Source organism: Methanomicrobium sp., assembly GCF_055145805.1.
On the sequence record NZ_JBSREC010000105.1, the window covers coordinates 1 to 14,014 of the forward strand.

14 protein-coding genes are annotated in these 14,014 nt (G+C 42.1%); all 14 read right to left on the reverse strand.

Annotation, left to right across the window (positions count from 1 at the left end):
* Window positions 1-150: 150 nt before the first annotated feature.
* The gene (locus ACTB1O_RS09700; RefSeq protein WP_462994934.1) at window positions 151-1,446 is read right to left on the reverse strand and encodes a hypothetical protein; all 1,296 of its coding nucleotides are present in this window, start codon (window positions 1,444-1,446) and stop codon (window positions 151-153) included.
* 50 nt (window positions 1,447-1,496) lie between these two features.
* Complete coding sequence (locus ACTB1O_RS09705) at window positions 1,497-2,666, reverse strand: ATP-binding protein (protein ID WP_462994935.1); 1,170 nt, start codon at window positions 2,664-2,666, stop codon at window positions 1,497-1,499.
* Window positions 2,667-2,987: 321 nt separating this feature from the next.
* Complete coding sequence (locus ACTB1O_RS09710; RefSeq protein WP_462994936.1) at window positions 2,988-3,767, reverse strand: DUF2202 domain-containing protein; 780 nt, start codon at window positions 3,765-3,767, stop codon at window positions 2,988-2,990.
* A gap of 294 nt (window positions 3,768-4,061) precedes the next feature.
* A complete protein-coding gene (locus tag ACTB1O_RS09715; RefSeq protein WP_462994937.1) occupies window positions 4,062-4,400 on the reverse strand; it encodes a hypothetical protein in 339 nt (112 codons plus the stop codon).
* Between the two features lie 39 nt (window positions 4,401-4,439).
* Complete coding sequence (locus ACTB1O_RS09720) at window positions 4,440-4,739, reverse strand: hypothetical protein (protein WP_462994938.1); 300 nt, start codon at window positions 4,737-4,739, stop codon at window positions 4,440-4,442.
* A 136-nt stretch (window positions 4,740-4,875) separates the two neighbouring features.
* On the reverse strand, window positions 4,876-5,724 hold the full coding sequence (locus ACTB1O_RS09725; protein ID WP_462994939.1) for a deoxyribonuclease IV: 849 nt from the start codon (window positions 5,722-5,724) through the stop codon (window positions 4,876-4,878).
* 36 nt (window positions 5,725-5,760) lie between these two features.
* Complete coding sequence (locus tag ACTB1O_RS09730; protein WP_462994940.1) at window positions 5,761-6,483, reverse strand: 4Fe-4S double cluster binding domain-containing protein; 723 nt, start codon at window positions 6,481-6,483, stop codon at window positions 5,761-5,763.
* A 31-nt stretch (window positions 6,484-6,514) separates the two neighbouring features.
* Window positions 6,515-7,921 carry an aldehyde dehydrogenase family protein gene (locus tag ACTB1O_RS09735; protein WP_462994941.1) on the reverse strand — a complete coding sequence of 469 codons (1,407 nt, stop codon included), beginning with the start codon at window positions 7,919-7,921 and terminating at the stop codon, window positions 6,515-6,517.
* 447 nt (window positions 7,922-8,368) lie between these two features.
* Window positions 8,369-9,268, reverse strand: coding sequence for a RipA family octameric membrane protein (locus ACTB1O_RS09740; RefSeq protein WP_462994942.1), 900 nt, complete (start codon window positions 9,266-9,268; stop codon window positions 8,369-8,371).
* 891 nt (window positions 9,269-10,159) lie between these two features.
* Window positions 10,160-11,134 carry an isocitrate/isopropylmalate dehydrogenase family protein gene (locus tag ACTB1O_RS09745; RefSeq protein WP_462994943.1) on the reverse strand — a complete coding sequence of 325 codons (975 nt, stop codon included), beginning with the start codon at window positions 11,132-11,134 and terminating at the stop codon, window positions 10,160-10,162.
* The gene (locus ACTB1O_RS09750; protein ID WP_462994944.1) at window positions 11,131-11,943 is read right to left on the reverse strand and encodes a DUF7714 family protein; all 813 of its coding nucleotides are present in this window, start codon (window positions 11,941-11,943) and stop codon (window positions 11,131-11,133) included. The genes ACTB1O_RS09745 and ACTB1O_RS09750 overlap by 4 nt, the downstream gene beginning before the upstream one ends.
* The gene (locus tag ACTB1O_RS09755) at window positions 11,943-12,413 is read right to left on the reverse strand and encodes a LeuD/DmdB family oxidoreductase small subunit (RefSeq protein WP_462994945.1); all 471 of its coding nucleotides are present in this window, start codon (window positions 12,411-12,413) and stop codon (window positions 11,943-11,945) included. Before ACTB1O_RS09755 ends, ACTB1O_RS09750 begins: the two co-directional genes overlap by 1 nt.
* Window positions 12,410-13,624, reverse strand: a complete 1,215-nt coding sequence (locus ACTB1O_RS09760) for an aconitase/3-isopropylmalate dehydratase large subunit family protein (protein ID WP_462994946.1) — start codon at window positions 13,622-13,624, stop codon at window positions 12,410-12,412. The genes ACTB1O_RS09755 and ACTB1O_RS09760 overlap by 4 nt, the downstream gene beginning before the upstream one ends.
* 6 nt (window positions 13,625-13,630) lie before the next feature.
* The coding region (locus ACTB1O_RS09765) for a homocitrate synthase/isopropylmalate synthase family protein (protein WP_462994947.1) at window positions 13,631-14,014 on the reverse strand (384 nt) is incomplete at its 5' end.

Consider the following 14,014-nt stretch of genomic DNA (forward strand, 5'->3'; position numbering starts at 1 on the left):
GCTCTTCCGATCTACACTGTCTTTGAGGTTTATATTTTTACAAATAAAAAGTCTGCAGTGCTGTTTTGGATATTTGTTACATTATTTTGTTTTATTGCTTTATGCTTATTTTGGCTGTAATAAAAAAGATGGTTTAATTATAAAGAGATTTCAGGCGAATATTTCGCCCCATTTTGTGTACACATGCTCGGCATCCTTTCCTCTTATTGTATGCGCAATATCGTTTCTTGCAAAGTATGTATCAGGATACATCAAATCAGTCCACCAGTGTGCATATGATATGACTCCGTCCACAGGCGGGTTGTCACTGTTGTGGACAGCACGGAAGAATCCTTCGTAAACCAGAGCCTGTTCTTTGTAATCCCTCTCAATATCCGCCATCTTTTCATCATCGTATATGGTTGAGAGAGTGTATATCTCAAGCCAGCCTTTCTGCATTGCACCGTTGTATGATGGCATCATGATAAGAGTGTAATACTCCTTATCCTCACCGGCAACTGCTCTTGCATTGCGGTAATTTTCAAACCAGGAAGTCCATTTCGCTTCTATATCATCCACATCTTCTTCTGCTGTGCTCATTATCCACTCTATACTGTCGTCAAATATAATGAAATCGAGATCTGATTTGTCAAAGGAGTTGTCTGTGAAGTAATATGTAGGATGCCACATTCCTGTTTTGCCTGAAAAATGCATCTTTGCGGCTCTGGCAATTTCAGGCCAGTATTCTGCCGCATAGGAGTCCTGCTCACAGAACATAAAGCTGATATCCCTTGGATTAATGACAAGATAGTCAAAACCCGCAGATTCGGCTTTATCTGCCTCATATATTATCTGCTCTTTCCATTCAGAGAAGAGGCGGTCAATCTTATCTTCTGTTATGTTTTCGCAGTCAATCTGGTGTCGTGCAAGGGGCTCAAGTTCATATACATTTGTAATCAGCATAGTTTTCAGCCCGTTTGCTTTGGCTGAACCTGCAATTTCATTTAATTCCTGAGGCTGTATTTCGGCTGCTCCGCCGCGTTTCTGCGGGAATATATTGAGTGCCTCATCAATTGTTGCAAAATCGGTAATCAATACAAGTTCGGAATTTATCGCAGAAAGCCTCTCCATTGAGGAATCTACATAGAGCCGGTTATCTTCTGTTATATAATTCCCGTTTGGGCCTGTGCCGGTGATCTTTCCCCAGTTGTCCTGCATCGCCATTCCCATTATGAACGGGGTTTTGGACTTTTCATAGCTATCAGTGATATACGGCAGGTCTGAGTAGATATATTCATTGTAATTCATTCCCGAATCATAATTGGGAGCGTTTATTCCGCCTTTGCACCAGGGAGGTTTTGGCCACGGTCCGTCAGGCGGGCAGACCTGAAATACAAAAAATGACGCAAAAAAAAGAATAATTCCTGCGATCAGTACCACCACAGCAGCCGCAATTTTTGATACCATAACAAATCAGAAGTATGAGACTAAATTAATATATATAGAATGCCCTGAAATCAGATGGTCTGCCTGGTTTCCTGCCATGACCCTTCGGGTATTTCGATCTCGAATACCGCCCCTTCTCCAAATGTTCCTGTCTCTTTGATTGTGATGCCTGTAAGACCAAATATTTCCCTGACCAAAAAGAGGCCGTAGCCGTGGTTTCGGCCATGCCCCGCTTTAAAAATCAGATCTTTTTTATCATCAGGGACACCTGCGCCGTCATCAGCTATTGTTATCAAAAAGTTACCGTCAACCGGTTGTCCTGATAATTTAAGATTATTCATCCCTTCGGCATGGTTGTATGCATTGGAAATTACATTGCAAAAGGCCTTCTGGAGCATTGGATCGGCAAATATCTCAATATCCGGAAGACTGATCTCAACATTCACAGTCTCCGGATAATCCCTCTCCATAAAGCAGTTTTTAATAAGTCCTGCTGAATGCTGCCATGAAGGGGGTGATCCTCCCATATCCTGATAATCCCTTGTAAATTCTATCTGCCTCTGTATTTCAGAGACCGATTTTAATACGGGGTCAAGTGTCTGATTCAGCGCCGGTGAATCTTCAATAGAAGTTTCAAGGTGGTAGTTTGCAACCATAATATGATTCAGAATATCATGCCTTGTTATGCCTGAGAGAAGATTGAGTTTTTTTATCGCTGCAGACAGGCCGTTCTCTGCCATTTTTCTGAGTTTTATCTCTCCGTCCCTCTCGTTGAGAGCCTCTAAAAGATCATGATAATTTCTTGCATTTGTAACTACAAGGCCGCACAGGGGGAGAAACAGGCGTGCGGTATTTTTGAGGCTCTCTATTTTTTCAGGAGAGTCTCCAACCTCAACAGCCAGTAATCCGATGGTTTCGCCCCATACTTCTACCGGGAAGACTAAACTATTGCCTGCCTGGTCTTCTGAAATTTCAGGGATTTCTGAGCCGGGGGGAAGATCAATTATTGATTTTGTCTCTGTATCGGACTTCAGTTTTGATATATATGTAATTTTTCTATTCTTTACTCCGGCATAAATCACCTGTTCCGGAGAAAATAGCATTGAGCTAAGCTCAATTACGGTGTCAATGACATCTTCCTCATCTTTTAAGCCGATGAGCAGCCCGAACATGTCCATCACCAGAAAAGAGTTTGCAAGTTCCTTTTTCAGGTTTTCATTTTCAGCGGAGTTTTCTTCCATATCCACTACAAATTCTTGTTTTTGTGTATTTGACAGGAAAGAATATTTTCAGATTTTCCCGACCACTTTTATTATAAGATGTATATATGCTGTTTTATTATTTGTTTCGCTATAGTTGAATATATTTTCACACTATTATTGTTTTAGGAGGATTCTGTTAATCCGATTTACAGACCTTAAAAGCATTTGATGTATTACTTTTTTTGAGCCTGATAACATTTCCCCCGTCAGGAGTACCTGTATGCGGCAGGGATTTTTATCGGTATGACTGTAATAATTGCAATTCCGCTTTTGTCATCTAAATTCAAAAATGCGGAAAAATCAGGTTGTATTGTCTGCTGACTTTTCATAATCCCCGGGGGGAAGCATTACAGGTCCGGGTTCCATGTAAGGATAATAGCCGCCGATGTTTCTTTTGAATGAATCAAGATGTCTCTTTGATCCGTCAAGCAGATTATTGTAGATAAAGAGAAGATCGGGCTTGTCGGTGTCTGTGATTGCACTTTCCAGATCTTTTATATCAGTCTCCTCAATAAACACCGAGTTGTTGAGCGCCTGTGCTGCCGACTGCTGACCGGATGATATAAGTTCGTTGTACATTTCCTGCAGATCAGTATCTGTAAATTCCCCCCTTCTGTCATTGACCGGATTATTTAGTCCGTATCTGTCAATTAAAAGCTGCATTGAATCCATGTGCATCTGTTCGGAACCTGCGATGTTCATAAAGACTTTGAGTCCCCAGACATCGAAATACATTAGATAAGAATCGCGTGCAACTTTCTCTTCTTCTGCCATATAGAGGATGTCTGCCTTCTCTTTTTCGGTTAATATCCCTATGGGAAATGCCTCTAGTTCCTGTGTCAGATTTCCTGTCATGTTGCTGTCATAATAGCCTGCCTGAAATGCCGGTCCTGCTCCTGGTCCGGGTGCCATTTCAGGCGGGAGGTTGCCATCAGGACCCTGCCCTCCCTGTCCGGGTACAAAATCCATATCTTCTGCAGGTGTATCATCAGCACTCTGCATACATCCTGATGCGGCTGTAATTGCGATGATAAAAAAAAGCGGGAGAATTATTTTTATTGAATCTGATAATTTCCTCATAATATCACGATATTTAGATAGTTGGCTTAAGGGTGGATATTAATTGCGGGTGTGTGTAAAAAACTGTAAATTTGTGTAAGATTTACAGTCTTTTATAGTAATTATCATCCGGGGCGGTTTTGGTTGAATTTAGTTGAATTAAAAAAAAGAGAGTTTATATTATATTTTTTACCCGCAAATGCCGCCTGAGACTGATAACAAAAGCCTCTCTGCAGCGTTATCTTTTGCCAAAACCCGCTCTTCGAGTTCGTCGCAGAGTTTCATTAAAGTGTCCACCCTTTCAACGATGCGGTGTTACGCATAACCAAATCTTCTCTCATATTCCTTGTGATTCATCCATTCAAGAACGACACTTAAGGGTTCGCCGCCTGCACCTGTTATGAAATACACAAGCCGCCATGAATCTGTCAGATTATACTTCCAGAGATTCGGAAGCTCACCGTATTTTTTTGTATAGTATTTCGGGATTTTTTTCTTCTGAATGTAAACCCCTGAATTAAAGTCGGCTTCAAGAACATCAAAAGCTTTGTTCAACAAAATTACTAGTTCCTTATCCTCACCTTTGTTTGATGAATTCAGCCTGTCCCATTCGGCTTTGATTTTTTCATCCGCAAAGGAAAGAGAGCATCTCATAAAATTAAAACCTGTCTTTTGATTGCGGAAAAATTCCGTTCATCTGATTCTGAGTTCCGGTCTCTTAGCATACTTTTCGTACAGGTCGCTGTCAAAGATCCATCCGACATAGCCTTTGGAGTCTATCGCAATCTTGTTTGATTCCAGAAGGTATCCGATAATCTCTTTAAATGTCTGGTACATCATCTTTTTTGGAAGATTTTCCCATAAGGCACGCCGTTTGTAATGGCCGCTCCACTCCCTGATGAAGTCTTCAACCATTTTTATTGTTTCAAGGCGTGGTGAGGGTCGGGGCTTTGAATAGACTGCCGCAGGTTCACTCACTCCTTCTTTTGTCATATCAGTTAATATGTCATATGTATTGATATAACTACTTGTCCTGAATTCAGAGTGGAAAGTTGTTCAATAATTTATAGTGAAAAAGATATCTGATGTCTTTTTTTAAGTTTGAATGCCGAATAAATCAAAAACAGCCTCATCCTTCATAAAGCTCCCTCACATGCGAAACATTCTCCTTATCGCCCCGTCTCTCATCAACCGGGGTTTCAAGTATAAACGGAAGCGATGAAAGCCTCGGGTGATTAACTATTCTTTTAATCCCGGAATTGCCAATTTTTCCAAGCCCGATATGCTCATGCCTGTCAAGCCGGCTTGCGCATTCTCCTTTTGTATCGTTTAAGTGAATCACTTTGAGATTCTCAAGGCCGATTAATCTCTCGTAATCCGAGAGAGTATCAATGAGTCCGGACTCTGTTGAGATGTCATATCCGGCGGCAAACGCATGGCATGTGTCAAAACATGTCCCGACCCTTTCTTTTCTTCCGATGCCGTCCAGAATTTCACCGATATCCTCAAAAGTTCCCCCTATTGAGTTTTTTGTTCCGGAAGTGTTCTCCAGAAGAATCATAACATCGCTGTCTGCAGAATCGATTGCGTTTGCAATTGCCAGAATTGTTCTTTTTATTCCCTCATTTCGTCCCTTTCCAAGGTGGCTTCCGAGATGTGTTACAAGATATGGAATTTCTAATGTTTTGCATCGTTTGAGTTCTCTTAAAAGGACTTCGCATGACTTCTCATATACCTCCTCTTTCGGTGATGCAAAATTTGGAAGATACGGCATGTGGGCAACAACCGGGCCGATTCTGGACACTTTCAGGTTTGATATAAATTTTTGTGCAGACTCCCCGTCAATATCCTTTGAACTCCAGCCCCTCGGGTTTCCGGTGAATATCTGGAATGTGTCACACCCGATATCCTCTGCCCTTAAAACTGCCCTGTCCAGTCCGCCTGCAATTGAAACATGACATCCGACTTTCAAACTCATAAAAAACTCCTTAAAAACTGATAAAACAACGTGGACTTAGTCTTTCAAAAGCCCTTCCCTCTTCAGATATTTAACAGTCCACGGGCACGCTGCTATGCATATACCACAGACAGGGTGTTTTGAACCTGCAAGACTGCCCCTCTTTCTGCTGTATTCAAAACATCTGCGGCTGTCCCAGAAATCATCCCTGAAGATCTCAGGAGACCATTCCTTTCCGGAAACAGCCCCTGCCGGACATATTTCCTTACAGATATTGCAGGTGCCGCAATAGGACTTTGTGACCGGAATACCGCAGGGCAGGGGTGCATCGGTAAAAACGGTTGTAAATCTCAACGCAGGGCCATATTCTTTTGTAATAAGAAGGGCACATTTTCCAATCCATCCGAGACCGGCAGCGGTTGCCGCTGTTTTATGGGGAAATCCGGCAAAAAGATTATCCGGATCACTAATCTGCTGTGTGGGGGGGATGAAATCAGCTTTATAGCCCCCATCCCTTAAAAATCCGGCAATTCTTTCGGAAAGCTCATAAAGCCTTTTATTGACTGATTCCCACTCGGACACATAATTTTCATCAGGTCCGTTTTTTAAAGAGAGAACAATTTCAGGATTTAAGTTTATTCCAAGAGAGATTCCTGCTGTTAGTTTTGGAAAAGGAAGATTCTCAATCTCTGAGAGATCGCAAAAGCCGAAAATTGCGGCATCAGAGCTTTTGATAAGATCTTTTAAATTCTCTGCAAATTCAGGGTCAGGGGCTTTCATAATTTTCAGTTTAAGAATTTGTTTTAACCGGTTAAGGTGAGATTATGACAGTCTTCTCACGCATATACCTGTCAAGAGCCGATAGTCCGTTCTCCCTTCCGGTGCCGCTTGACTTTTCACCGCCGAACGGAATCTCAGGTGGAATTTTGAGATGCTTATTAACCCAGACTATTCCGGCGTCGACATCTTCCGAGAATTTATATGCGTTTTTGAGATTCTTTGTCCATACTGATGCACCAAGGCCGAATTCGGTTTTGTTTGCGTAATCAAGGGCTTCATCCATATCCTTTACAACAACAACGGGAAGAACCGGGCCGAATATCTCCTCTCTCAAAAGCCGGCTGTTATCATCGGGATTTAGTACAATGGTCGGCTCAAAGAAATTTCCCCTCTCTAAATTCCCGGATTTCAGGAGATTTCCGCCTGTTAAAATACTGATCTCTTCATCCAGGGTCTCTTTAACAATTCTTTCTATCTCAAAAAGACCTTCCCTGCTGTTTAAGGGCCCCATCCCGACACCCTTAATCATTCCGTTTCCGACTAAAATCTTCTCTGTTTTCGCCTTTAATTTTCTGATAAAGACATCGGCTATCTCCTCAAATAAAAAGAGTCTTTTAACAGCAGTGCAGGTCTGTCCGCAGTTGTAAAACCTGCCTGAGACCGCACCTGATACTGCAAGGTCAATATCGGCATCTTCACATACAACCATCGGATCGCTGCCGCCAAGCTCAAGAGTAAGCCGCTTTTTTGTTCCGCATGAAAGCCTTTCAATTTCCGCACCGGTCTTTGCAGACCCTGTAAAGGAGAGGGCTGCGATGTCCTTATTCTCTGCAATCTCCTTTCCGACAGTATCCCCGCTTCCGGTCACAATCTCCAGGACTCCTTCGGGAAGTCCTGCGGTTTTCATAATATCAGCAATTGCAAGTGTTGTTAAGGGAGTCTGCCGGGACGGTTTTAGGACAAGGGAGTTTCCGGCTGCAAGTGCGGGTCCGGTTTTCCATCCCATGATAAGAACAGGCATATTCCACGGGATTATTGCTCCGCATACCCCTAACGGCTCTTTTTTTGTGAAAGCGTAGCCGTAATCTGATTTTGGAAGAGCATGTCCGGCGATTGTTCCTGATATCGAGGCATAATACTCAAGAATGTTTGCAAAACCCTGTATCTCGTTTTTTGCCTCAGGCAGAATTTTTCCCTGCTCTGATGTCAGAAGTTTTGAAAGCCTGTCCTGTTCATCTCTTACAAGGGCTGCCGTTTTAAACAGAACAACGCTTCTCTCCCTTGCACTTTTTTGTGACCATTTTAAAAACCCGGATTTGGCGGAATCAACTGCTAATTTTACATCCGCTGCCGTTCCTGCCTGAACGGTTCCAACCGTCATTCCGTCCGCCGGATTTATTACTTTTAGATTTCTGCCGTTATCGGTTTTCGCTCCCATATTATTCACCTGTATTGCAGTCCTTTCTCTTCCTTGGCTTTCATTGTTTATTACTTTATTATTACAGTGTTCTGCAATTAAACGGACGACCAGTCAGGCGGTGCAGGAGGATATCAATGTCGGGTAGGATTGTTCCTATAACCACAGAAGGAAATATGTGATCGTTTATGTGTCTGATTTTGTGAAATACACAATGTTGAAGATAAGATTGATTGGTGGAATATATATTCTTTGTTTCAGATTTGTCTTTTTTGAAGGCTTTGTTTGGTGCAAAACTGTTGCAAACGTACTAAATTGGTGTGAAGGTCAGTGATTTCTTTGTGAAATTGTTAGTGACTGAGATATTGTGTTGGATAATGATGTTCTGTTTTTGTTTTTTTGTGAGATAGAATAATAATGGTTTTTTCGAAGTTTTAATTTTTATTTTGATCAAAAAATTAATATTCTCTATAAAATTAATTCAATATATAATTGCCAGATTAACAATCCGACGGAAATTAGACCGATAATACTGAATAAACTAATAAAAAATGACGCTGTTTGCTGATCCATGGCTGTGGTTGATATATATCGCTTTGTTTCAAGTACCTTCCACTCTGCATCAAACAGTTGCACGGGCATGTAAGTTTCGAGAGCTATAACCACCTTTGATTTTGCTCTACTCAACGTGCCATATGATCTAATTGTCCTATACCAATTCCAACTTAGGAATGTACCAAGGAATGCAATTATAGCTACACCAATTATAGCCCATTTCAAACTGTTTTTATCTAAAAATGATAATATTAATCCAATTCCTGTAAAGAGTGCAGTATTTGCAGTTACGTAAAATACATTGACTGTTTGTCTTCGTGATATGAGGGATTCCCAACTTTGAACCATTAGATTATATTGTTGAAATATTTCAGAGGGTTGTGGTGATCCAATGCTATGATCACGCATAAGGAATATTGCCCTCGGAAGAAGCATTTCCCCAATTTGGCCTGCAATTTCAATAGGATCCCATGGTATTGCTTTTAGATTTAAGTCTTGACATGCAGAAGGCAATTGAAATTCTTTTGATAATGTTGTTACAATAATTGGCTTATTTAATCGAAATGCCTCGCGAATTTCCCAATCAACAGGATTACTACTGTGTGTATTTTCACTTACTATACTCACAAGTAGATCACATGATTGAATTATATCTGATGCAATATATTTCCAGCTTTCAATACTTGGTAATTTCTTAGAAACATCTTCAATTGGAAAATTAGGTAACAATTCTTTGAAAGAGTTTTGTAATTCATGAACTTGTTTATTATCTGAGGTTTTATGACTAAAAAACACCTTAAATTGAGTTACCATCTAACACTTCCTATTTAACTAAGTTTCACACTCTATACAATGATTTCCTAAAAAATCTTTATTTATTAATTTTTAAAAATGCCATATTAGCATGCTATTATAGTAAAGTTCTTTTTATTAAAAAAAGCAATTTTCAGTTCCATCTACTTTAAATTATTCATTGACACTCATTATATGCTTAAACAATTTTTTTAGACATGAATCATAGTGTTTATCTATCCAAGATTGAAAATCCATGATTTTAAAGCCCACAAAAGAAATGATCTATTTATCAGGTATGTAAAAATCCTCATTTGGTCATTTTTATGTTGACTTATTTTAAGAAATTAGAAATTCAAGTAATTTAATTAGAATTTTAAGAAGACTACCTATCCAAAAACCGAACAAAAACAATCTCATCCATCACTCCTTTCTTAAAAATTGCCTTCTTATAAATAGTCTTCCTCTCGAATCCTGCATTTCTTGAGAAACCGCATTGATGCCAGGTTCGTCGAGTAGATACTCGACTGGAGCCGGAGGATGTCGAACTGTCAAACATACTAAGATAAATCTATTCTGATAAAGGGAGGGGGAAATCAATCCCCCTCCCTTTAACCCTCCCCCTGAATCGCGATTGAATCGCAGTCGGGATGGGCAAGCATCCCTCCTGCTCCGGGGGCTTCGCCCTTTCGAAAATCAAGTCATAATTAATTCTTCTAAAACTGGTTTTTTTTCGGCTGACCTATGCTTACTGGCGATATTAGTAAAACCATGTTCACTCCCGCCCGAGGCTACCCTGATTGCGAAAGTTCGCGAAACGAACTGAGCAGGGGCTGCCCCGAAGGGGCTTATGCCCTCTAAAAAAAAAGTGATGATAAAAAAAGGCAGAAAAAAATTCCTTAAAATTCAGTTTCAGGAGTCTCTTCTCCTGATACATTCGAGAATTTCATCGCCAAATTCTTTTGTTCCGGCATTTCCCCCGAGGTCAGGTGTACAGACGCCTGATATTATGGCTCTCATAATGCAGTCCTCAACAATCTCCGCCTCATCTTTCATCCCGAAGTGTTCAAGCATCATTGCTGCACTTCTAACGGCTGCAACCGGATTTGCAATTCCCTTCCCTGCAATATCCGGAGCACTTCCGTGAACAGGCTCAAAGAATGCGTATTTCTCTCCAATGTTTGCACTCGGAAGCATACCGAGACCGCCTGTGAGGTAACCACAGGCATCACTCAGGATGTCGCCGAAGATGTTGGTTGTGACAATCACATCGTAGTTTTTCGGGTGCATTAAAACATCAAGTGTGAGAGCATCGATGTACATGGTCCTTGACAAAACCCCGCATGACTCTGCCGTTTTTATGCAGGTGTCCCTGAAGAGAATATCGGACTTTAAGACATTTGCCTTGTTTCCTATTACAAGCGGTTTTTTACATCCTCTCTTTAAGCTAAGTGAGCATGCCTTTTTTGCAATTCTCTCGCTGCCAAATTTAGTTACAACACGAAGTGTCGTTGCCCTCTCCTCTCCGATATCCTCGATTCCGGAGTAGAGGCCTTCCGTGTTTTCCCTGACAACCATAATATCGATATCGCCGGTTTTAACAGGCCGGAGATTTGCATAAAGATCAAGAGAATGGCGTATCTTTAAGAGGACACTGCTGTAATCAGGGTCAGGCGGGGTTGTAACAGCCCCGAAGAGTATTGCATCGGATGACTTCATCTCTTTTATGTCATCACCGGTGCACGGACAGCCGGTCCTTTCCCATTTTCCGTATCCGACATTAACATCATAGAAATCCGCATCCGGCAAAAAATGCGAAAGAACTTCTTTTGCAACCGGGATGACCTCACGGCCGATTCCGTCTCCCTCGCATACTGCAATTCTCATAATTTATTCTCCTTATAAATCCGGCACAGTTCAAAGATGGCATCTGTAATCATCTTCGGTGATGCTCCCCAGTGAACAACATATCCTGTCTGATCTTCGCCCGTCTTCGCACCGCATCTCTCGGCCCGGCAGCATCTTGCAATATACGGGCTTTTTTCATCACTCTCTGCCCTGTCTGCCGGACATATATTTTCTATCTCAAATTCGCCCTCATAGCATTCCGCAAGAAACTGTCTTGCAGTAAGACACCCTGCAACCTTCTCGCCGCCTGATAGTCTGTCGTTATCAAGTGTAGTCTTAAATCCGCCTGCCCTGCACGGGTAAACTTCTGCCTTTGTATCCCTGATGTCCCTGATAATATGCTCAAAAACAATCTCAAGTTCGCCGAAAATCCCTGTTCTCTCAAGATTTCTGATAGTCTCGGAAAGATTCGGAAACGGGGGCATTGCATCATAAACATACACTGTCAGAAGCTTCTCAGGCTCCGGGTCTAAAACAAAGGTCATGTGCTCATCCAAACCCTTAAAAATCGTGCATTTTTTCTTTGATTTGGATGCAATTTTAATCAGGTTAGTCCTGTCATGGAGGATGACCGGTTCAGGATAAAGATATGTCTCGGAATCTTCTGCAAGCTTTTTTATGGATTTAATATCCCTCAAAAGACCTGTTCCCCCTTCAGTCTCTATCCTGAGAATTTCATAACCAAAATCTGTCTTTTTGATAAGATAGCGGCTTAAAAAATAGACTTTGTCACCGAGAGGTTTTTTATCGGCAAATCCGACCTCCTTGCAGTGTCCGGGAAATATCATTATCTCTCCCCAAGGTAATTTGCAAGACCGCCGGCCTTTAGAATCTCCTTCATTCTGCCGGAGAGCGGTTTTGCCTCATATCTCTCTCCGTTCACCTCAACATATGACATATCGGGGTCAAACGATACAGTATCGCCGTCTTTTACTCCGGGAATTTCTGTCTCAAACACATAAAGCCCGAGATTAACGCAGTTTCTGAAGAATATCCTTGCAAATGTGGGTGCAACAACCGCCAGAACGCCTGCTTCCTTCAGTGCCGCTGCCGCCTGTTCACGTGATGAGCCGCATCCCATGTTATTTCCGGCGATTATTACAGAATCCTTTAGTCTTTTTGCAATTGTCTCATCGTAATCCTCAAATGCATGCTCAACCCAGACCGACTTATCGGTAGTCCTCAGATAACGGCCTGCAATTATCATATCGGTATCAACATCCTCACCGATTACAACGGCATGGCCTGAAATCTTCATAATAAATCCTCCGGCGATGTAATCTCACCGCGAATAGCACTTGCCGCCGCAGTTGACGGAGAGCAGAGATAATACTCCGCACCGACTCCCATTCTGTTTTTGAAATTCCTGTTTGCGGTTGAGAGTCCTACTTCGCCTTCTCCAAGGACACCCATATGTGCACCAAGACACGGTCCGCATCCCGGCGGGCATACACTGCATCCTGCCTCAATGATATCTGATAAAATTCCGGTATTGAGAGCCTTTAAGAGAACATTTCTGGACGCCGGAACAACAACTGTTCTTACAGCGACCTTCTTTCCCTTAACAATTTCAGCAAATCTTCTCAGGTCTTCATACCTTCCGTTCGTGCATGTCCCGAGGAAAACCTCGTCCAGCGTGGTTCCTGAATAATCTGAGACCGGAACAGCGTTATCAACCCTGTGCGGGACTGCAAGCAGAGGCTCAACATCAGAAAGGTCGATATTGACTTCTGATTCATAACTGCAGTTATAAGGAGTCTGTCTTTCTGCAATCTTTCCGAAACAGGAAAGATATTCCTGTGTTTTTTGATCAGAATAGAAAAGACCTGTTTTTGCGCCTGTCTCAACCGCCATATTTGAGATTGTAAGACGGCCGTCAACAGAGAGACCTCCGGCACCATCACCTGTAAATTCAAGAGATTTATACGTTCCGCCGTCCATTCCGAGCTTTTTAACATACAAAAGTGCGACATCCTTCGGCTCTGCAAAACCTGTGAGTTTTCCCGTGAGGTTTATTCCGATGGTCTCCGGCACCCTAAACCATGTCTCTCCTGTTGCCCAGATTCCTGCCATATCTGTAGCACCCACACCTGTTGAAAAAGCTCCGAGAGCACCTGTTGTGCATGAGTGGGAATCCGCTCCTACCACAATTTCGCCCGGGAGGCATACACCCTCACTCATAATCTGGTGGCATATTCCTTCTCCAATCTCATGAAATGAGAATCCCTCACATTTTGAGAATTCTCTTAACTGATGCTGAAGGTTTGCGGTCGTTGTATTGTTTGCAGGCGTTATGTGATCATATATTATTGATATATTGCGAGGTTCGGCGATATTCTGATTTTTAAATCCTGAAAGGGCAAAAAGCGCCTGAATACCTGTTCCGTCATGTGCAAATGCCCTGTCAACTTTTCTGTCAACATATGAACCCGCCTTTGCGCCGAGAATTCTTTCTGATAATGTCTCCAAGTTTATTCACTCCTCTTTTGCATGTTTTATAACCGACTTCAGAACATTCGGTGTGATGCTGCATTTCCCCTCACTTATCGTCTTGATTCTGTTCAGAGTCCACGTTATCTGATCAGGCGTGAGGTCACATCCTATACTTTTTAAGATGTGTTCAAGACCTCTTCGTCCGGTATGCTTGCCAAGAATAAACCTCTGCTCGCCTCCGACCATCTCAGGCGGGAAGTACTCGTAAGTGTTTCTGTCCTTAAGAAGGGCTGCGATGTGAATTCCGCTCTCATGTGAAAATGCATTCTCACCCACAACCGCCTTTGTCTTTGAAACAGCAATCCCTGAATGTTTCTCAACCGTCTTTGAGAGTTTTACAAGTCCGGTTAAGTCATAGCGGTCAAC